Origin of the sequence: Phaeobacter sp. BS52 (assembly GCF_045040595.1) — a bacterium.
Classification (GTDB): domain Bacteria; phylum Pseudomonadota; class Alphaproteobacteria; order Rhodobacterales; family Rhodobacteraceae; genus Phaeobacter; species Phaeobacter piscinae.
The window spans coordinates 49108-70311 of the sequence record NZ_CP090662.1 but is presented as its reverse complement, the minus strand read 5'-3'; the positions used below and the strand labels follow the sequence as shown (position 1 = coordinate 70311).

General features: G+C 62.3%; 12 protein-coding genes and 5 pseudogenes. 13 read left to right on the top strand and 4 right to left on the bottom strand.

Annotated features, from left to right (window positions below):
* Positions 1-229 precede the first annotated feature (229 nt).
* On the bottom strand, positions 230-1246 hold the full coding sequence (locus L0Z65_RS00305; RefSeq protein ID WP_405109685.1) for a sugar ABC transporter substrate-binding protein: 1017 nt from the start codon (positions 1244-1246) through the stop codon (positions 230-232).
* A gap of 172 nt (positions 1247-1418) precedes the next feature.
* On the opposite strand from L0Z65_RS00305, the gene L0Z65_RS00300 reads away from it, so the two are divergent.
* Entirely contained in the window at positions 1419-2621 is a 1203-nt protein-coding gene (locus L0Z65_RS00300; RefSeq protein WP_405109682.1) for an ROK family protein, read from the top strand.
* A gap of 9 nt (positions 2622-2630) precedes the next feature.
* Here L0Z65_RS00300 and L0Z65_RS00295 read toward each other — a convergent pair whose 3' ends face one another.
* Positions 2631-3161 carry a GNAT family N-acetyltransferase gene (locus L0Z65_RS00295; protein WP_405109679.1) on the bottom strand — a complete coding sequence of 177 codons (531 nt, stop codon included), beginning with the start codon at positions 3159-3161 and terminating at the stop codon, positions 2631-2633.
* 237 nt (positions 3162-3398) lie between these two features.
* Here L0Z65_RS00295 and L0Z65_RS00290 point away from each other — a divergent pair, with 237 nt between their 5' ends.
* Entirely contained in the window at positions 3399-3563 is a 165-nt protein-coding gene (locus tag L0Z65_RS00290) for a hypothetical protein (protein ID WP_405109676.1), read from the top strand.
* A 176-nt stretch (positions 3564-3739) separates the two neighbouring features.
* Here the strand turns inward: L0Z65_RS00290 and dnaE are convergent.
* A pseudogene (dnaE, locus tag L0Z65_RS00285) lies at positions 3740-7252 on the bottom strand (DNA polymerase III subunit alpha).
* Positions 7253-7633: 381 nt separating this feature from the next.
* On the opposite strand from dnaE, the pseudogene xdhA reads away from it, so the two are divergent.
* The 8 genes and pseudogenes from xdhA to L0Z65_RS00245 all read left to right on the top strand — a co-directional run bounded on the left by xdhA (position 7634) and on the right by L0Z65_RS00245 (position 17490).
* A pseudogene (xdhA, locus tag L0Z65_RS00280) lies at positions 7634-9029 on the top strand (xanthine dehydrogenase small subunit).
* A complete protein-coding gene (xdhB, locus tag L0Z65_RS00275; RefSeq protein ID WP_405109673.1) occupies positions 9029-11434 on the top strand; it encodes a xanthine dehydrogenase molybdopterin binding subunit in 2406 nt (801 codons plus the stop codon). The pseudogene xdhA and the gene xdhB overlap by 1 nt, the downstream one beginning before the upstream one ends.
* Positions 11435-11437: 3 nt before the next feature.
* The gene (gene xdhC / locus L0Z65_RS00270) at positions 11438-12388 is read left to right on the top strand and encodes a xanthine dehydrogenase accessory protein XdhC (RefSeq protein WP_405109670.1); all 951 of its coding nucleotides are present in this window, start codon (positions 11438-11440) and stop codon (positions 12386-12388) included.
* Complete coding sequence (locus tag L0Z65_RS00265) at positions 12385-13902, top strand: ABC transporter ATP-binding protein (protein WP_405109667.1); 1518 nt, start codon at positions 12385-12387, stop codon at positions 13900-13902. The genes xdhC and L0Z65_RS00265 overlap by 4 nt, the downstream gene beginning before the upstream one ends.
* 120 nt (positions 13903-14022) lie before the next feature.
* Positions 14023-15106: pseudogene (locus L0Z65_RS00260) on the top strand (ABC transporter permease).
* Positions 15106-15420: a DUF2834 domain-containing protein gene (locus L0Z65_RS00255; protein WP_405109664.1), complete on the top strand. Its 315-nt coding sequence runs from the start codon at positions 15106-15108 to the stop codon at positions 15418-15420. The pseudogene L0Z65_RS00260 and the gene L0Z65_RS00255 overlap by 1 nt, the downstream one beginning before the upstream one ends.
* Before the next feature lies 1 nt (position 15421).
* A pseudogene (locus L0Z65_RS00250) lies at positions 15422-16341 on the top strand (ABC transporter permease).
* A gap of 72 nt (positions 16342-16413) precedes the next feature.
* Positions 16414-17490, top strand: a complete 1077-nt coding sequence (locus tag L0Z65_RS00245; RefSeq protein ID WP_405109661.1) for a BMP family ABC transporter substrate-binding protein — start codon at positions 16414-16416, stop codon at positions 17488-17490.
* A 175-nt stretch (positions 17491-17665) separates the two neighbouring features.
* On the opposite strand, the gene L0Z65_RS00240 is transcribed toward L0Z65_RS00245, so the two are convergent.
* Entirely contained in the window at positions 17666-18277 is a 612-nt protein-coding gene (locus tag L0Z65_RS00240; protein WP_405109658.1) for a CDP-alcohol phosphatidyltransferase family protein, read from the bottom strand.
* 141 nt (positions 18278-18418) lie between these two features.
* On the opposite strand from L0Z65_RS00240, the pseudogene L0Z65_RS00235 reads away from it, so the two are divergent.
* The 3 genes and pseudogenes from L0Z65_RS00235 to L0Z65_RS00225 all read left to right on the top strand — a co-directional run bounded on the left by L0Z65_RS00235 (position 18419) and on the right by L0Z65_RS00225 (position 21165).
* Positions 18419-19385: pseudogene (locus L0Z65_RS00235) on the top strand (aldo/keto reductase).
* A complete protein-coding gene (locus L0Z65_RS00230) occupies positions 19382-20494 on the top strand; it encodes an NAD(P)/FAD-dependent oxidoreductase (RefSeq protein ID WP_405109655.1) in 1113 nt (370 codons plus the stop codon). Before L0Z65_RS00235 ends, L0Z65_RS00230 begins: the two are co-directional and overlap by 4 nt.
* On the top strand, positions 20494-21165 hold the full coding sequence (locus tag L0Z65_RS00225) for a DUF938 domain-containing protein (protein WP_405109652.1): 672 nt from the start codon (positions 20494-20496) through the stop codon (positions 21163-21165). The genes L0Z65_RS00230 and L0Z65_RS00225 overlap by 1 nt, the downstream gene beginning before the upstream one ends.
* Positions 21166-21204 lie beyond the last annotated feature (39 nt).

Here is a 21204-nt window from a genome sequence, read left to right as displayed (position 1 = left end):
TCTCCGTAACATCCGGCATCCGGGCGGGTCGCATGGTCCCGATCCGGGGATTGAACTGCGGATCAGATCCGCAGCGGTGCAGAGGGGGCGATGTTGCCACCGCCCCTGTCTATTTCAGCACCCATGATCTGCTCGATGGGCTGGTATGATCGCCTGCGAGATATGCCTGCGTATCCGGTGGCGCTGCCAATCTGTCGTCAAGAGGTCAGGCCGAACCGGATGCCCGGACTTAGCCCCAGCAGAGGTTGGTGCCCTCTTCGGTGTTGATGCTCTCGACGCCCTCAGCAGGCTGATCCGTCACCAGCGCCACGCCGGTGTCAAAAAACGCCTTACCCGGTGTCGGCGCGGGTTTCTCTCCAGTGGTGGCCCAGGCGCTGATCGCCTCGATCCCTTTGGAGGCCATCAACAGCGGATATTGCTGCGATGTGGCCCCGATCACACCGTCCTTGATATTCTGCACGCCCGGGCACCCACCGTCCACGGATACAATCAGCACGTCATTTTCACGCCCGATCGCCTTCAGCGCCTCATAGGCACCCGCAGCCGCTGGCTCGTTGATCGTATAGACCACATTGATCATAGGATCCTTCGCCAGCAGGTTCTCCATCGCGCGGCGACCACCTTCTTCATTGCCTGCGGTGATATCATTGCCGACAATGCGCGGATCGGTCTCGTCGCCCCATTTGTTGGGATCGCCCAGATCAATGCCAAACCCCTGCAGAAATCCCTGATCGCGCAGCACGCCCACCGTGGGCTGGCTGACAGCCAGATCCAGCATGGCAATCTTTGCATTGGCCGCCTCATCGCCCAGGCTTGCTGCCGCCCATTTGCCGATCAGCTCACCCGCCAGAAAATTGTCGGTGGCAAATGTGGCATCGGCGGAATCAATCGGCTCCAGCGGGGTATCCAGCGCAATCACCACCAGCCCCGCATCGCGCGCCTGCTGCACCGCTGGCACGATCGACGAGGTATCAGAGGCGGTCAGCAGGATCCCCTTCGCCCCATCGGCGATACAGGTCTCAATCGCCGCCACCTGGGTTTCATGGTCGCCATCCACCTTCCCGGCAAAGCTTTTGAGCGTCATGCCCAGCTCTGCCGCCTTGGCCTCGGCGCCCTCTTTCATCTTGACGAAAAACGGATTGGTGTCGGTCTTGGTGATCAGGCAGGCCGTCACGCCCTCCGCCGCAAAGGCGCTGCCAGACATGGCCGCAAATCCAAGCGCAGTTCCCAATAGCAATTTCTTCATGATGTCCTCCCTCAGCATCATAACGCACAAACAAACACAGGACGGGCCAGCCGTCGTGTCGCCCATAGAGGGCCGTGATTCTGACCTCCCTGTCAATAAGTAAATCAACTTGACTTATTAAATCGATATCCGCACTTTCCTAAGATCTCAAAGCGTGATTAGGGTCCGCCGCATGAAACAAGAACAAGCCAGATCCCTGACCGGCGGTGTCAATCAGACCGGTGTCCGCGTGTTCAACGAACGACTGATCCTGTCTCTCTTGCAGCGCAACGGGGCGATGCCCGGCAGCGCGTTGGCCCGGGGGACCGGCCTGTCGCCACAGACTGTCTCCGTCATCCTGCGTAAGCTGGAAACCGATGGGCTGCTCAGGCGTGGCGAGACCCAGCGCGGCCGGGTTGGCAAGCCGTCGGTGCCCATGGGTCTCAATCCTGACGGCCTCTTCTCCTACGGGCTGAAGATCGGCCGCCGCAGCGTCGAGGTGCTGTTGATGGATGTCTGCGGTGCGGTGCGCCAACAGCTGCGGCTGCGCTACCCCTACCCCACGCCCGCGGTGGTCTTTGACTTCCTGCGCGACAGCATGCGCCAGATCGAGGCGGCACTGCCGCCAGAGCTGCACCCGCGCATCTGCGGCATCGGCGTTGCTGCCCCCTTCCAGCTCTGGACCTGGCATGCCCAGATCAACGCCCCCGCAGAGGCGCTGGCCGACTGGCAGACGGTTGATTTCACATCTGAAATTGCGCGCTTCAGCGCCCTGCCCGTGCATGTGGTCAATGATGCCACCGCCGCCTGCCGCGCCGAACATATGTATGGCCGGGGCAAGGCCTATCGCGATTACGCCTATTTTTTCGTCGGCGCCTTCATCGGTGGCGGCGTGGTGCTGAACCACCGGGTGCTGGAGGGCAATCAAGGCAACGCCGGCGCGCTTGGCTCCCTGTCGATGCTTGGCCCCGACGGACAGGAGGCAAAGCTCCTGGACCTTGCCTCCATCCACCTCCTCGAACAGCGCCTGCGCGATGCGGGCAAGGATCCCGGCCAGCTCTGGCAGCTGCCGATGCATTGGTCCGGATTTGACGCCGAGGTCACCCCCTGGCTGGATCAGGCCGCAGACGCCATCGCCCGCGCCAGCCTCGCGACCTGCGCGGTGATGGATTTCGAAGCGGTGCTGATCGACGGCGCCCTGCCCGACACCATCCGCGCGGCCCTGGTCGACCGCACCCGCGCCGCTTTGGCGGCTCTCGACGCCCGCGGCCTGATCCTGCCCCGCATCGAATGCGGCGCCATCGGCCCCAACGCCCGCGCCATCGGCGCCGCCAGCGGCCCGATCATCTCCCAATATCTTCTGGACACCAATTCCGTCTTCAACGCCGCCCTGTGAAGGGGTTGCTCACCCCGGACAGTTGCGCGCAAAAACGTCGTTCAGATACGATTGATCGTTGATGATAAACTGTGTCTCCCCAACCCGCTCAAAACCCTGCGACAGGTAGAACGCTTTGGCCGGGGTGTTTTCGGCATTGCTGGCCAGCCAGACCCGCGCCACGCCCTCCTCCGCACAATGGGCCAGGCCCGCGCGCAGCAGTGCGGCCCCAATGCCCCGCCCCTGATGGCGTGGCTGCACATAAAGCGTGCGGATCTCGACATCCGGGCCACCCACAACAGGCGCAGGAGCCCCCATATCGACACGGATATAGCCATCAATTCCCATGCGGTTCTGCGACACGATGATATGACTGGTTGGCGCGGCAATCACCGCCCGCATCCGCGCAGGTGTGTATTCTTGCAGCACATAGTCCGCAAACGCATCCCCCACCCCCTCGCGCAAATAGGTCGCCACCCAGACCTCAACCGACAACGCCGCCAAGCTGGACGCATCCGCCAATTCCGCCACCCGCAGGGTGAGATCCGGGTGATCGGTCATGGCCTTAATCCTTGGTCTGCAAATACGACAGCGCGCTGGTGAACATGGACGCCCACAAAAGGGCGCGCCCGACCTCGAGGGCGCAGGTGTCAAACTAACGCCTCATACTTCGAATCATGCCGCCAAATGGTGAAGAACGCAGAATTATCAGGTCGGTTCAGTTGAACGAACAAAAAAAGAACATATGTGCATCAAGAGACCTCCGCTTTCATAATCGATAAGAAAGTTTGCCAAATAATGAAACTTGAACGCCAAGGACCAAATTTAATAGCTGTTGACCTCAGTGAAGAGGTGAAAAAAACTGCTGCGATTTCTAATCACATAGAAAGCCTGACCAAACAAATCAGCGTTTGGAAGGAAGAACTGGCGGGGCTTAATGGTGAAATTCGAATTTACGCTTAGCGAAAGTTCGACTAACTTAGAAGACGTTACCGACAGACGTATTGCAGAGCTTCGACACATCATTAGCGTCACCTCAAACCTAGCTGAGCAACTAAACCGCTTCTTGTCTCCCAAAACAGAGTAGAAACAAGCGGCGCCCCCGCGAGTGAGGCCGGGCAACCCTGCGCGCCTCACCCTCAAATCTCCTCCACATCCATCACCCCGTCCAGTGACTTCAGCGCGCCTTTGATCTGGGGATTGATGGGGAAGGGCTGGCCCAGATCCATCTCAACATCACCGGGCAGGCCGGGATCCTGCAGGTACATATAAACCTCCCCGCGTGCGGCGTTGCGGGCGGCAGATTTGGCATCCTCCAGCACCTGTGCCACCGTCGCCACAGCGCTCGCCTGCGAGATATAGACCCGCAGCGAACTGCGTCCGGCATCGGCAATCGCCGCATCCACCGGCCCGACAGAGCGCACCAAGAGTTTCAGCTGATCGCTCTCCATCGTGGCCTCTGCGGTGATCACCACCTTGGCGCCGGTTTCCAGAAATTCACGTGATTTCTCCAGCACTTCAGAAAACAGCGTGACCTCATAGCCACCACTGGTGTCCGACAGCTGGGCAAAGGCAAAGCGGTTGCCGCGGGCCGATTTGCGCTCCTGCCGACCGGCGACAACACCGGCCATCTTGGCCATGAACGGCCCGCGCTCCGCCTTGGCCGTCACCTCGTCCAGCGTCATCACATCCTTGCGTTTCAACGCAGGCATATAGTCGTCCAACGGATGACCCGAGAGGTAGAACCCAATCGCCTTGAACTCCTCCGACAGCCGCTCAGCAGGCAGCCAGTCCGGGGTGCCGGGCAGACGCGGCTCTGGCAGATCCTCCCCTGCCTCACCAAACAACGACACCTGACTGGAATTGCGCTGGTCATGGACGGCGGAGGAATAATCCACCAGCGCGCCGAGGCTTTCAAACACCCGACGGCGATTGGGGTCCAGCTGATCAAAGCCCCCGGCCCGCGCCAGCATCTCCAGCGGGCGTTTGCCGACCTTTTTCAGATCCACCCGGCGGGCAAAATCAAACAGCGTCGCAAAAGGTTTGTCCTCACCGCTCTCACGCCGCGCCGCGGTCACCAGACGCATCGCTTCAACGCCCACGTTTTTCAACGCGCCCAGCGCATAGACCAGCTCTCCCTTGACCACATTGAAGGTCGCCTCCGAGCGGTTCACACAGGGCGGCACATAAGGCAGGCGCAGGCCTTTTTTGACCTCTTCGAAGTAGATCGCCAGCTTGTCCGTCAGATGGATATCGCAGTTCATGACGCTTAGCCATGAACTCCACCGGGTGGTTCGCCTTCAGCCAGCCGGTCTGGTAGCTGACCACCGCATAGGCCGCCGCGTGGGATTTGTTGAAGCCGTAGTTGGCGAATTTCTCCAGCAGGTCGAAAACCTCGGAGGCCTTCTTGGCAGGCACCCCGTTTTCCGCCGCACCTTTCTCAAACTTCGGGCGCTCGGCGTCCATCGCCTCCTTGATCTTCTTACCCATGGCGCGGCGCAACAGGTCAGCGCCGCCCAGCGTGTAATTCGCCATCACCTGGGCGATCTGCATCACCTGTTCCTGGTAAACGATGATGCCTTGGGTTTCCTCAAGGATGTGGTCGATCAGCGGATGCACCGACTGGATCTTGCGCAGGCCGTTCTTCACCTCGCAATAGACCGGGATGTTCTCCATCGGGCCCGGACGATACAACGCCACCAGCGCCACAATGTCCTCGATACAGGTGGGTTTCATGCGCTTCAGCGCGTCCATCATGCCGGTGGATTCCACCTGGAACACCGCCACCGTCTTGGCGCGGGAGTAGAGGTCATATGTAACCTTGTCATCCAGCGGAATGGCGTTGATCTGGTTCTCCGCCCCCTCAGGCGGGTCATAGAGCTGGGTGCCGTCTGCGGCGATATGCAGGTCACGGCCCGACTGAAAAATCAGGTCCATCGCGTTCTGAATGACGGTCAGTGTCTTCAGGCCGAGAAAGTCGAACTTTACCAGACCGGCCTGTTCCACCCATTTCATGTTGAACTGGGTGGCGGGCATGTCCGAACGCGGATCGCGGTAAAGCGGCACCAGCGCATCCAGCGGCCGATCGCCAATCACGACACCCGCCGCGTGGGTGCCAGCTGATCGCAACAGCCCCTCCACCTGCATGCCGTATTTCAGCAGCCGGTCGACAACCTCTTCATTCTCTGCCTCCTCGCGCAGCCGCGGTTCTTCACGCAGACTGTCCACGATAGACATCGGCTTCACGCCCTCGACCGGGATCAGCTTCGACAGCCGGTCGACCTGGCCATAGGGCATCTGCAAAACCCGCCCCATGTCGCGCACCGCCGCCTTGGACAAAAGCGCGCCAAAGGTGATGATCTGCCCAACTTTATCGCGGCCATATTTCTCCTGCACGTATTTGATGACCTCCTCGCGGCGATCCATGCAGAAGTCGATGTCGAAGTCCGGCATCGACACCCGTTCCGGGTTCAGAAAGCGTTCAAACAGCAGCGAATAGCGCAGCGGATCAAGGTCGGTAATTGTCAACGCATAGGCCACCAAGGAGCCCGCGCCGGAGCCCCGCCCCGGCCCCACCGGAATATCGTGATCCTTCGCCCATTGGATGAAGTCAGCAACAATCAGGAAGTAGCCCGGGAACCCCATCCCCTCGATGATGCCCAACTCGAAATCAAGCCGCTCCTGGTATTCCTCGACGCTCACCGCATGGGGGATCACCGCCAGCCGCTGCTGCAGGCCTTCGTTGGCGATGCGGCGCAACTCTGCAACCTCATCATCGGCAAACTTCGGCAGGATCGGGTCGCGCCGATACGCCATGAAGGCGCAGCGCTTGGCGATCTCCACCGTGTTCTCAATCGCTTCGGGCAGATCGGCAAACAGCGCCACCATCTCTTCCTGGCTCTTGAAGTAATGCTGCGCGGTCAGACGCCGCCGTGGTTCGGCCTGATCGACATAGGCGCCCTCGGCGATGCAGATCATCGCGTCGTGGGCCTCATACATTTCTGTATTCGGGAAATAGACGTCATTGGTGGCAACCAGCGGCAGATCCATCGCATAGGCCATTTCCACATGGCCACGCTCGGTCGCCTGCTCCGCCTCTGGTTGGCCATGCTCACCGGGATGACGTTGCAGCTCCACATACAGACGATCCGGGAACATCGCCTTCAGCCGCTGCATCAATGCCTCAGCCGCCGGGCGCTGCCCCATCTGCAAGAGCCGCCCCACCGGCCCATCCGGCCCGCCGCTGAGGCAGATCACATCCTCAGAATGCGCCGCCAACTCCTCCAGCGTCACATGCGCCAGTTCACTGCCTTCGCGCATGTACAGACAGGAATTCAGCTTCATCAGATGCTCATAGCCGGTCTCGCTCTGCGCCAGCAGCACCAGCGGGGCGGGCGGTTTTGGCCGCTCCCCGGGGGCTTACCAGTGAACCGCAGATCCACCTGACACCCCATGATTGGCTGCACCCCGGCCCCGCTGGCCCCAACCGAAAACTCCAGTGCGGCAAACAGGTTGTTGGTGTCGGTCACCGCAATCGCGGGCATCTCGTGTTTTTTGCAGAGATCCGGCAGCTTCTTCAGCCGCAGCGCGCCTTCCAAGAGCGAATATTCGGTATGGGTGCGCAGATGAATGAATCGGGGAGCATTTGTCATGCCGCCAAGCTACCGCCAGCACCGCCAAGGTTAAAGCGCTTCCACACGCGGGTGACCAACTTCTGGCACACGGCAGGCTTTTTCAATTGCCGTAAAATTGGGCGCTTATTATTCCGCTTTCTTTGAAAGTCTTATCAAGATCCGCCCGGAGCCCTGCGACAATCCGGCATTAAACCCTTCAAAAATAACGGCATACACCGGCACACCGCAAGGATCTTGCGCCGTCGCCCCGCTCCATGGCAGAGTCACTTTTCCTTGCCAGAACAACAGCCTGCTTTCTAGGCTATCGGCAACAGATCTACCAAGGCCCGCCATGTCTTCTACGTCGCATCGAAGGGATGGCACCAAGGGAAAACCAAAGTAACGCGACGGGTTTCTGACATGACAATCACCTTTCGGCTGAACGGTGAAGAGGTCGCGCTGACGGAGGTCTCTCCGACGGCGACACTGCTGGACTGGCTGCGCGAGGATCGCGGCCTCACCGGCACCAAGGAAGGCTGTAACGAGGGCGACTGCGGCGCCTGCACTGTGATGGTCACCGATGACCACGGCGCCAAGCCACTCAACGCCTGCATCCTGTTCCTGCCGCAACTGCACGGCAAGTCCATCCGCACCGTCGAAGGGGCCGCAGGCCCCGATGGCCAGCTGCACCCCGTACAAGAGGCGATGATCACCCATCACGGCAGCCAGTGTGGTTTTTGTACTCCGGGGTTCATCATGTCGATGGTGACCGCCCATAAGAATGGCGCGCAGGATCACGATGACCAACTGGCAGGCAATCTCTGCCGCTGCACTGGCTATGCCCCGATTATCCGCGCCGCTGAGGCCGCCGCTGAGGCGCCGATCCCCGACTGGATCCACAGCGAAGACGCGATCAGCCTCTCCGAAACAGGCGGTGATGTCACGTCCTTGCGCCCCACCTCCGCCGACGCGCTGGCCGCCGCCTATGCCGCGCGACCCGAGGCGACGCTGATTGCTCGGCGCCACGGATGTTGGCCTCTGGGTGACCAAACAGCTGCGCGATCTGCCGGATGTGATCTTCCTTGATGGTTGCGAGGATCTGAAGCAGATCACCAAGCAGCCCGACGGCAGCCTGCGCATTGGTGCGATGGTCGACATGAACCGCCTGCGCAGCGCGCTTGCCGCGCGCCATCCGTCTTTTGGCGAAATGCTGCGCCGCTTTGCCAGCCAGCAGGTGCGCGCCGCCGCCACCATTGGCGGCAATATCGCCAATGGCTCCCCCATCGGGGACAATCCGCCTGCGCTGATCGCCCTTGGCGCGACACTGCACCTGCGTTGTGGGGATACCCGCCGCAGCCTGCCGCTTGAAGAATTCTTCATCGACTACGGCAAGCAGGACCGCCAGCCCGGCGAATTTGTTGAGGCGATCACCCTGCCTGCACTCCCGGAGGGCCAAACTGATGCCCTGCGTGTCTATAAGCTCTCCAAACGGTTCGATCAGGATATCTCTGCCGTTCTGGGCGCCTTCAACCTGACCGTTGAGGACGGCCAGATCACCGCCGCCCGCATCGCCTTTGGCGGCATGGCAGGTGTGCCCAAGTGCGCCAGCCACGTGGAGGCCGCGCTGATTGGCCAAGACATGTCGGCTGCCACGCTCGCCACCGCGCGGGGCGAATTCGCCCGCGACTTCACCCCGATGAGCGATATGCGCGCCTCTGCCGACTATCGGCTGGAGGCGGCGGCAAATATGCTCGCACGCTACTTTGACGATCTGGGCCAGTCGACCACCCCCACCCATGTGCTGGAGGTGAAGTGATGGCTGTTGCAAAACCCCTTCCCCATGATGCGGCACGGCTGCATGTGACCGGTCAGGCGCGCTATGTGGATGATATTCCGGCGCCGCGTGACACGTTGCATCTGGCCTTTGGCCTCTCCACCGTGGCCCATGGCGATATCACCGCGATGGAACTGGAGGCCGTGCGCCAAAGCGACGACGTGGTTGCGGTGCTGACCGCTGAGGATCTGCCGTTTGACAATGATGTGTCTCCCTCGGCACATGATGAGCCGCTCTTGGCCAAGGGGTCCGTTTACCATATCGGTCAGCCAGTGTTTCTGGTGGTCGCCACCTCCCATCGTGCGGCACGGGTTGCGGCGCGCAAGGGCGAGATCAGCTACGCCGAACGCCCGGCTCTCCTGACGCTGGAAGACGCGCTGGCCGCAGACAGCCGGTTTGAAGACGGCCCCCGCATCTACACCAAAGGCGACGCCGACAGCGCCATCCAGACCGCCGCGCATGTTGTTGAGGACACGTTTGACATCGGCGGGCAGGAGCATTTCTACCTTGAAGGCCAGGCCGCCATGGCCCAGCCGCAGGAAGACGGCGGCATGCTGGTCAACTCCTCAACCCAGCACCCCACCGAAATCCAGCACAAGGTGGCCGAGGCGATCGGCCTGCCGATGCACGCCGTCCGGGTCGAGACCCGCCGCATGGGCGGTGGCTTTGGCGGCAAGGAAAGCCAGGGCAACGCGCTGGCCGTGGCCTGCGCCATCGCCGCCCGCGCCACCGGTCGCACCTGCAAGATGCGCTATGATCGCGACGACGACATGACCATCACCGGCAAGCGTCACGCCTTCCGCATTTCCTATCGCGCGGGCTTTGACGCAGAGGGGCGCATTCTGGGGGTTGAATTCACCCATCTGGTTGATTGCGGCTGGGCACAGGATCTGTCGCTGCCGGTGGCAGATCGCGCCATGCTGCACAGCGACAACGCCTATCTGATCCCCGCAATTCGTATCGAAAGCCACCGGTTGAAAACCAACCGTCAAAGCGCCACCGCCTATCGCGGCTTTGGCGGCCCACAGGGCATGGTGGGCATCGAACGGTTGATGGATCACGCGGCCCATGCCCTGGGTCTGGATCCGGTCGCGCTGCGCCAACGCAACTATTATGCGCCGATGCAGTCCGCCGCCGCGCCAGCGGGCGCCCCCCACGACAGCTCTGTCCCCGCGCCGGATGCAGCAGGCGATCTTGCCACCCGCGGTGCCCCGGCAGATCCAGCCAATGTCACCACGCCCGCCGCAGATGTGCAGACAACCCCCTATCACATGCCGGTAGAGGACTTCGTTCTGCACGAGCTGACCGCAGAGCTTCTGGACACATCAGACTATGCAACCCGCAAGGCGGAGATCGCCGCGTGGAATGCCGATAATGACCGCCTCAAGCGCGGGATTGCGTTTTCGCCGGTGAAATTCGGCATCTCCTTCACGCTGACCCATCTCAATCAGGCGGGTGCGCTGGTGCATGTCTATCAGGATGGGTCGGTCCATCTGAACCACGGCGGCACCGAAATGGGTCAGGGCCTGTTTCAGAAGGTGGCACAGGTCGCCGCCAGCCGCTTTGGCATCTCGCTGGACAAGGTAAAGATCACGGCCACCGACACCGCCAAAGTGCCAAATACCTCGGCCACGGCAGCCTCCTCCGGCACCGACCTCAATGGCATGGCGGTGAAGGCCGCCTGTGACACCATCCGCGACCGCATGGCGGCCTATCTCGCGGAGCGCTACCAGCAGCCGGTCGCAGCCGTGCGGTTTGAGGACGATCGGGTGATGATCGGCAGCGAAGAGCTGAGCTTCGAGGCGGCGGCGATGGAATGCTACACAGGCCGCATCAGCCTGTCGTCTACCGGGTATTACAAGACCCCGAAACTGGAATGGGACCGCATTCAAGGCAAGGGGCGCCCGTTTTTCTATTTTGCCTATGGCGCAGCCATCACCGAGGTTGTGGTGGACCGGTTGACCGGCGAAAACCGCATTCTGCGCGCAGATGTGCTGCATGATGCGGGCGCCTCGCTGAACCCCGCACTGGATATCGGCCAGGTGGAAGGCGCCTATGTGCAGGGTGCAGGCTGGCTCACGACAGAGGAGCTGGTCTGGGACCAGACCGGCAACCTGCGCACCCACGCGCCCTCCACCTACAAGATCCCCGCCTGTTCTGACCGCCCGGATGTGTTCAATGTCGCGCTTTGGAATGGCGAGAACCGCGAGGACAGCATCTATCGCTCCAAAGCGGTGGGGGAGCCGCCCTTCATGCTGGGAATTTCGGCCTGGCTCGCGCTCAGCCATGCGGTGGACGCCTACGGTGGCGGCTATCCGGCGCTGAATGCGCCCGCAACCGCGGAAGAACTCTGGCGGGCGGTGCGCCGCATCGCGCCGGAGGTCTGAGCGATGGGGTTTGATCTGCAGGATCTGAGCCGCAGGATTGCGGCGCATGGACCGGTGGTGCGGGTGGTGATTGCCGCCATCCGCGGCTCCTCCCCCCGCGAGGTGGGCACGGCAATGCTGGTCTGGAAAGACGGTCAGTCCGGCACCATCGGCGGTGGCGCGTTGGAGCATGAGGCGGCTGAGGCGGCTCGTGCCCAGCTGGCGGCGGGACGGATGCGGCAGCAGACCACCCGCGCACTTGGTCCCGACCTGGGGCAATGCTGCGGCGGGTCGGTGACGCTGTGGAGCGAGTTGTACCGCGCTGAGGATCTGGAGCAGCTGGACGACGAGGTGATCCTGCGGGCGCTGCAGACAGATACGGGCGAACCGCCGCTTGCCCTGCGGCGCAAACTGGCGCTGGCCCGCAGTCAGGGGCAACGCCCCGATCCGCAGCTGAGCGATGGCTGGCTGCTGGAACCTGTGCACCGCCCTGAAACCCCGCTGTGGATCTGGGGGGCGGGCCATGTGGGCCGCGCCCTGGTCGATGTGCTTGCGCCGATGCCGGATCTGGATATCACCTGGGTCGATACCGGGCCTGAGCGCTTCCCCTCTGACAGTCCTGCGGCTGTCACCACCGTGCCCGCAGCCGAGCCTGCGGCATTGGTGCCCCATGCCCCTGAAAATGCACAGCATTTGGTGCTTACCTATTCCCATGCGCTGGATCTGGCGCTATGCCACGCCCTGTTGCTGCGCGGCTTTGCCTTTGCCGGGGTGATCGGATCTGCCACCAAATGGGCGCGGTTCCGCTCGCGGCTCAGGGAACTGGGCCACAGGCCGGATCAGATCGCCCGGCTGACCTGCCCCATTGGCGATCCCGCCCTTGGCAAGCATCCGCAGATGATTGCGGTGGGGGTTGCGGCAGAGCTTTTGCGCCTGGGCGCCACAGACGAGTTGAAGAAGGACAGACGCGCGTGACCCAACCTCTCCTGAGCCTGCAAGGTTTGACAAAGGCCTATCCCGGTGTTGTTGCCAACGATACGGTCTCCTTTGATATCGGCGCAGGGGAGGTTCACGCCCTGCTCGGCGAAAACGGCGCCGGGAAATCGACGCTGGTCAAGATGATCTATGGGCTGGTGAAGCCCGACAGCGGCACCATGCTGCTGCGCGGGGAACCCTATACCCCCGGCGAGCCGCGTCAGGCCCGCGCCGATGGCATTGCCATGGTGTTTCAGCATTTTTCGCTGTTCGATGCGCTGAATGTGGCGGAAAATATCGCCCTTGGCATGGAAAACCCGCCTGCGATGCGTGATCTGGCCAGCCAGATCCGCCGGGTCTCGGAAACCTATGGCCTGCCGCTGGATCCCTACCGCACAGTGGGCGACCTCTCTGCGGGCGAACGTCAGCGGGTGGAGATCATCCGCTGCCTGTTGCAGGACCCAAAGCTGCTGATCATGGATGAACCCACCTCCGTGCTCACCCCGCAGGAGGTGGAGATCCTGTTTCAGACCCTGCAGAAGCTGCGGTCCGAGGGCACGTCGATCCTCTATATCTCCCACAAGCTGGAAGAGATCCGCACGCTGTGTGATCACGCCACCATTCTACGGCTGGGCAAGAATGTCGGGGAATGTGTACCGGCTGAGACCTCCGCCCGCGATATGGCGGAGATGATGGTGGGCACAGCGCTGCAAACGCCGGAACGCTCCGGCCGCGCGCTTGGCGAGGTCGCGCTGGATATCAGCGGGCTGTCGGTGCCTGCGCCTTCTGCCTTTGGTACCGCGCTGAAGAACGTGCATATGACCGTGCGCAAGGGAGAGATCCTCGGCGTGGGCGGGGTTGCGGGCAACGGTCAGGACGAACTACTGGGCGTGCTATCGGGCGAGACCACAACCGCTGCTGATGCGGTCACCCTGGATGGCGCCCCGATTGGCAACCTTGGCCCCGTGGCGCGCCGCCGACTGGGTATTCTGGCCGCCCCGGAGGAACGCCTCGGCCATGCTGCTGCACCGGATATGAGCCTGACGGAAAACGCCATGCTGACCGCCGCCACCCGCGAAGGGCTGGCGAGCCGGGGATTTCTCAAATGGGGGCTGGCGCAGGAGTTCGCCGAGAAGGTCATCAGGGACTTCGACGTCCGCACACCGGGTCCGGAAAATGCCGCGCGCTCTCTGTCCGGCGGCAACCTGCAGAAATTTGTCATTGGCCGCGAGGTCCTGCAACGCCCTGAGGTTCTGGTGGTGAACCAGCCGACCTGGGGCGTCGATGCCGCCGCCGCCGCCGCGATCCGCCAGTCGCTGCTGGATCTGGCCGCCGGGGGCACCGCCGTGATCTGTATCAGTCAGGATCTGGATGAGCTGATGGAGATCGCCGACAGTTTTGCCGCCCTGAACGAGGGCCGATTGAGCGCGCCGCGCCCCACTGCGGGTCTCAGTGTCGATGAAATCGGCCTGATGATGGGGGGCGCCCACGGCATGGAAGTTGCGCATGTCTAGCCTCGCGGCCGGGCGCACGCAGTCCAACCGCAGCGCAGGCTGCCGGGTTCGGAGTGTGAGTATTTTTGGAAAGATGACAGGCACGCAGGCACAGATCTGCGACCGGGGGGAACGATAGGAATGATCCGGCTAGAAAAGAGACCACAGCCATCGCGCGTCTGGTCGATGGCAACGCCGCTGGTGGCGGTGCTGGCGACGATGATTGCGGGCGGGCTGCTGTTTGCCGCCCTCGGCAAAGATCCGGTGGCGGCGATCCGCACCATCTTTTGGGACCCGTTGTTTGGCGAATTTGCCTTTTATTACCGCCCGCAACTGCTGGTGAAGGGTGCACCCCTTGTGTTGATCGCCATCGGCCTGTCCTTGGGCTTTCGCGCCGGGATCTGGAACATCGGCGCCGAGGGTCAATACATCATGGGTGCCATCTGTGGCGCCGGTGCGGGCCTTGCCTTTTACCCATCAGAATCGGTCCTGATCTTTCCACTGATGGTGGTGGCTGGTGCGCTTGGCGGCTGGGCCTGGGCGATGATCCCGGCCGTGCTCAAGACCCGCTTTGGCACCAATGAGATCCTGGTCTCGCTCATGCTGGTCTATGTGGCCGAACAGTTCCTCGCCTCGGTCTCGCTTGGCCTGTTGAAAAACCCCGAGGGCTTCGGCTTTCCCGGCTCGCGCAACCTGCAGTCCTGGGACAGTGCCCATAACGCCGAGCTGATCGCGGGCACCGGCATGCACTGGGGTGTTGTGGCGGCGCTGATTGCCGTGATCTTTGCCTATGTGCTGCTGAACCGTCACATGCTGGGATATCACATCCGCCTGAGCGGCGAGGCCCCGCGTGCGGCGCGTTTTGCAGGTGTGAACCCCACCCGGCTGGTGCTGTTCTGCCTTGGCACCTCCGGCGCTCTGGCAGGTCTTGCGGGCCTGTTTGAAGTTTCCGGCCCCTCCGGTCAGATCTCCATCGATTTCAATGTGGGCTACGGGTTTACCGCCATTATTGTCGCTTTTCTTGGCCGGTTGCATCCCGTGGGTATTCTGCTGGTCAAGCGGGTTGATGGCGCTGACCTATATCGGCGGTGACATCGCGCAGTCCAACATGGGCCTGCCCTCCGCCGCGATCCAGGTGTTTCAGGGGATGCTGCTGTTCTTCCTCCTGGCCTTCGACCTCCTGACCAATTTCCGCATCACCCTGCGCAAGCGGGAGGTGGCGTGATGCCAAGGCCTGCATTCTGGTGGACCCTCGCGGTATTGGGCACCGTTCTACCCTGGCTGTTCTTTGCGTCATTCATTGCCCAGCACGGCCTGTCACCTGTGTTGTTCATAATGGCACTGTTTGAGAATAGGGCTGCTGCGGGGTTTTCGACGGATATCCTACTGTCGATCCCAATGTTCTGGATCTGGTCTTTCTTTGACGCCAAACGCGAAGGAGTTGACCTATGGTGGCTGACCCTGCCTGCGGCCTTCACGGTTGGCCTCTCCCTTGCCTTGCCGCTCTATTTTGCCCTGCGTGAAACGAGGAACGCCTGATATGGATCTTTCTGCAATTAACCCGGTCCTGCTCATCGCCTCGCTGATGGTGGCGGCCACACCGATCCTGATCGCTGCGATTGGCGAATTGGTGGTGGAGAAATCCGGCGTTCTGAACCTTGGCGTCGAAGGGATGATGATCACCGGCGCCATCGCCGGTTTCGCCACCGCAGTGGAGACCGGCTCCCCCTGCTGGGCTTCTTTGCTGCCGCCTTTGCCGGGGCGGCGCTGTCGGTGCTGTTCGGTTTCCTGACCCAGTTTGCCAAGGCCAATCAGGTCGCCTCTGGTCTGGCACTGACGCTGTTTGGTCTGGGGCTGTCAGCGCTGATGGGGCAATCCTATGTCGGGGTGAAACCGCCGCAAATGGGCGATATCCATATCCCCGTCTTGAGCGATCTGCCGGTGGTGGGGCCAATCCTCTTTGGCCACGATATCATTCTCTATTTCGGCATCGCGCTCACCGCTGCTGTCTGGGCGCTGCTGAAGTTTTCCCGCGCCGGGCTGATCCTGCGGGCGGTGGGTGAAAACCACGATGCCGCCCATGCGCTGGGGTACAAGGTGATCCGCATTCGCCTGATGGCGATCCTGTTTGGTGGGGCCTGTGCGGGCGTTGGAGGCGCCTACATCAGCCTCATCCGGGTGCCGCAATGGACCGAAGGCATGACCGCCGGTGTCGGCTGGATTGCACTTGCGCTGGTGGTCTTTGCCAGCTGGAAACCATGGCGCGCGCTGCTGGGTGCCTATCTTTTCGGCGGGGTCACTGTCGTGCAGCTCAATCTGCAGGCCGCAGGCGTTGCCATCCCGGTCGAGTATCTGGCAATGTCGCCCTACGTGATCACCATTATCGTGCTTGTTATTCTTTCCGCGGACAAGAGCAGCGCACCTGCCGCCCTTGGCCGCAATTTCCACGCCTCCCGCTGATCTGGCGGGCGGCGGAACCTCTGTCCAGGGTCCTCTCCTGGGCACAACAACCAAAACGGGGAGTCCGTAAAGATGAAACTGAATAAACTGCTGACCAGCGCCGCAGTGGCGCTTGGCCTGGCAACCGGCGCCGTGGCCGCAGACGACAAGACCAAAGTGGGATTTGTCTATGTTGGCCCGGTGGGTGATGGTGGCTGGACCTACGAACATGATCAGGGCCGCAAGGCCGTGGTTGCGGAATTCGGCGACAAGGTCGAAACCGTCTACGTCGAAAACGTGGCAGAAGGCCCCGATGCCGAACGCGTGATGACCCAGATGGCGCTGGAAGGCGCGGATCTGATCTTCACCACTTCCTTTGGCTACATGGATCCGACCATCAACGTCGCCAAGAAATTCCCCAATGTGAAGTTCGAGCACGCCACCGGCTATAAGCGCGCCGACAATGTCTCCACCTACTCGGCCCGTTTCTACGAAGGCCGCGCGGTGCAGGGTCACATCGCGGGCAATCTCACCGAGAGCAATATCGTCGGCTACATCGGCTCCTATCCGATCCCCGAAGTGATCCGCGGCATCAACTCGGCCTATCTCCACGCCAAGAAGGTGAACCCCGATGTAGAGTTCAAAATCGTCTGGGCCTTCACCTGGTTTGATCCTGCAAAAGAAGCCGACGCAGCCAAGGTTCTGATCGAACAGGGCGCCGACGTGATCCTGCAGCACACCGACTCCACCGCACCGCAGGCCGCGGCGCAGGCCGCTGGCAATGTCTACACCTTCGGGCAGGCCTCCGACATGGCGGAATACGGCCCGAAACCCCGCGTGTCCTCCATCATTGATGACTGGGCACCCTATTACATCGCCCGCACCCAGGCGGTGATGGATGGCAGCTGGGAAAGCACCGACACCTGGGACGGCATCGGCGCCAGCATGGTGAAAATCGGCGAGATCACCGATGCGGTTCCTGCCGCCGTGAAGGAAGAGGCGCTGGCGCTGAAGGCCTCGCTGGCCGATGGCTCCTACCATGCCTTCACCGGTCCGATCAAAAAACAGGACGGCTCCGACTGGCTGGCAGAAGGTGAGACCGCGGATGACGGCACGCTGGCGGGCATGAACTTCTTCGTCGAGGGCATTCAGGGCGATATCCCGCAGTAAGCGGTGCCACCTCTTCAACGACGTAATGACACGAAAGGCCCGCCTCATCCGGCGGGCCTTTTTTTGTCGCAACGGACGCCAATGATATCTGCGAGAGGAAGCCTCTCCGGGACAAACGACCTGCGCCTGTCACCTTTCCAAAAATACTCAAAATCCTAGGGCGCGGCTCAGGACCTCAGTCGCGATGAAACACCCGCAGCGCCAGCAGCACGCGGGAACTGGCGGTCACCAGACACAGCGCGCCAAACACCCAGGCCATGGGGGCAAACCACGCAGGCAGCAGGCACAGGAGCACGAAGAAGCCGATGGTCTCCGCCCCCTCCAACAGCCCGCCGGTGAAATAGAGCGTCTTCACCCCGCGCGCTGTGCTCTTCATCTTGTGTTTTTCCGCCAGAACCGCGTAGCCCAGAAAACTGGTGCCGTTCACATAGAACGTCATCAATAGGAACGCGCCCGCCACCGCGTTCTGGCCCGGATCCGCCAACACAAAGGCCAGCGGCACCGCGCCGTAGAACAGGAAATCGCAGGTGATATCGAGATAACCGCCAAAATCACTTGGTCCACTGGCGCGGGCCACCGCACCGTCCAGACCATCCGCCAACCGTGACAACAGCAGCGGCAGCAGTGCAAGCGCAAACAGACCGCAAGCGATCATCCCCGCCGACAGCAGCCCCAGCGCCAGCCCCAGCAACGTCACTTGATTAGCGCTGATGCCGACACGGGCGATCACCTGCCCCTGCGCGTTCAGCATCGGATCAATCAGCGGACGGATTTTTGAATCAAACATACTCTCCCCTACCCCGCACACCGGAGCTTTGCCACTCACGATTATGATAGGCGGGATGCGGGATTTCTCGCAGATATCTTTGCGCCAATATCCAACATTTTGCGCTTTTGGTTGCGGCGCACTCGTGCCACGCTGCGGCACATGAGCACCGATCTGATCAGCCTAGACGGCACCCCCGCCAGCGCCCTTGCCTTTGGCACCATGCAGTTTGGCGGCCGTGCCAATGCCGCGCAATCAGCTGAGATGTATGATGCCTGCCGCACCGCCGGGATCACCCATTTCGATACCGCCTGGGTCTATACTGATGGCCAGAGCGAAGAGATCCTCGGCCAGTTGATCCGGGACGCCCGCGACAGCCTGCTGATCGCCACCAAGGTCGCCTATACCGGTGGCGCAGGCCGCGAGAATATCCGCCGCCAGCTGGATCAGTCACGGGCGCGTCTGGGGCAGGATATGGTCGATATCCTATATCTGCACCGCTACGACGAAGAAACGGATCTGCGCGAGACGCTTGCCTCACTGGCGGAGCTGCGCGCCGCCGGGCGGTTTCGCTATCTCGGCCTGTCGAACTTTGCCGCCTGGCAGGTGATGAAAGCGATGATGATCGGGCAGGAATTTGATCTGCGCCCGGCGATCCTTCAGCCGATGTATTCGCTGATCAAACGTCAGGCCGAAGTGGAACTCCTGCCGATGTGCGCCGATCAGGGGATTGCCGTTGCCCCCTATTCGCCTCTGGGCGGCGGGATGCTGACCGGGAAATACGCTGCGGGTCTTGCGGATGAAACAACCGATGGCGGCAGCCGGGGCCGACTGGATGAGGATCCCCGCTACCGCGAACGTTACGGCCAACGCTGGATGCTGGACAGTGCCAGCGCCCTTGCTGAACTGGCTGCGGAGCTGGGGGTGGAGCCTGCGAGCCTCGCTGTGGCCTGGGCGGCAGGCTATGGCGCGCAGGTGACGCCGATCATCTCCGCCCGCACGCTTGCGCAGCTGCGCCCCTCGCTGGCGGCGCTGGATATCGAGATGACGCCCGCGCTTTATGACCGCATCTCCGCGCTGTCGCCACGTCCGGCGCCTAGCCACCGACAGACTGGAGGAACAGGCATGAGCACTCAGATCCCCGATGTGCTGATCATTGGCGGCGGGCTTGCGGGCCTTAGCGCCGCAGCCGCGCTCAGCCCCCGACGCAGCACCCTCGTGCTGGAGAGCGAAAGCGCACTTGGCTATCATTCCTCCGGTCGCTCTGCGGCGATGTTTGAGGCCCATTACGGCCCCGGCCCGGTGCAGGTGCTGACACAGGCCAGCGAGGCCCATCACCGCAGCAATGGCTATCTCAGCCCGCGCGGCATGATGCTGGTCGCAGGCCCCGATCAGGCAGAGGAATTTGCCGCTGACTGCGCCGCCCTGTCGCTGACAGAGATTGCCGTGGAACAGGCGGTGCAGATGGTGCCGGTGCTGAACCCCGACGCAGTAGGCTTTGCCGCCTATCACGACACCGCCGAAGACCTGGATGCCGACCGGCTGTTGCAGGATTTCGCCAAGGTCACACGCAGCCACGGCGGGGTGATCCGCACCGATGCGCAGGTGACAGCGATCCGCCATAGCGCTGCGGATGATCTTTGGGAGGTTGAGGTCACCATCGGCACGGGGACTGGCAGAACCACCGAAACCCTGCGCAGCCGCCATATCGTCAATGCCGCCGGTGCCTGGGCCGATGAGATCGCCGCGCTGGCGGGTCTCCCCCCAATCGGGTTGCAACCCAAACGTCGCTCCATGGCGCGGCTGCCTGCCCCCGGTGGCCACGATGTCACCCGCTGGCCGATGATCATGGGAGTGGGCGAATGCTGGTATGCAAAACCGGACGCAGGCAAGCTTCTCGTCTCCCCCGCCGATGCCGATCCGGTCGCGCCGCATGATGCCTATGCTGATGATATGGTGCTGGCCGAGGGGCTGGCCCGCTATGAGGAAATGGTGACAACGCCCGTGACCCGCGTTGAGCACAACTGGGCGGGTCTGCGCAGCTTTGTCGCTGACGGTGTGCCGGTGATGGGTCCCGACCCGGATCAGCCCAGCTTTATCTGGTGTGCGGGTCAGGGGGGATACGGCGTGCAGTCCAGCCCCGCTGCCGGGCGCTTGATTGCCGATCTGATCACCGGTGAGCCCCCGGAAATCGATGCGGCCACGCTGGCCGCTCTCAGCCCCGGACGGGTACGCTGATGGCTGTGCGGAGCGTCCCCGGAGAGGCCTCCGTCGCGCTGCCTGAGGCGGGTGAGAAGCTGTTTGCCCCCTCTGCCGCGCGCAATCTGGAGCCGATTGCAGATCTTCTGGCCCAGATCGCCCCCCAGCCAGGCAAGGCGGAGGCCCCTCGCCCGCGCGCACTGGAAATCGCCAGCGGCACCGGCCAGCATATTGTCGGCTTCGCCCGCCGCTGCCCGCACCTGGACTGGCACCCCAGTGACGTGGACCCGGCACGATTGGCCAGCATCACCGCCTACAGCGCCGAGAGCGGGTGCACAAACATCGCCCCGGCCCGCCAACTGGACGCAACCGAAGGGCCCTGGCCCGAGGATATGGCTGCCTTTGATCTGATCGTCCTGTGCAACCTGCTGCATCTGATCAGCACGCCGGAAGCCAAAGCGCTGATCCGCGGGGCCGCCGATCATCTGGCACTGGGCGGGCGTTTCGTGATCTATGGGCCGTTCATGCGCGCAGGCGAGCTGACCAGCGATGGTGATCGCGCCTTTCACGCCAAACTGAGCAGCCATGACCCGGAGGTGGGTTACAAGGATGATTTCGATGTGATGGACTGGCTACAGGCCAGCGGTCTGGAAATGGCGGAGGTCATCGAAATGCCCGCCAACAATCTGGCGCTGGTGGCCAGACGATAGGTTAGCCGAGGGCCAGACGGCCCGTCCCCGGGAGGGCGA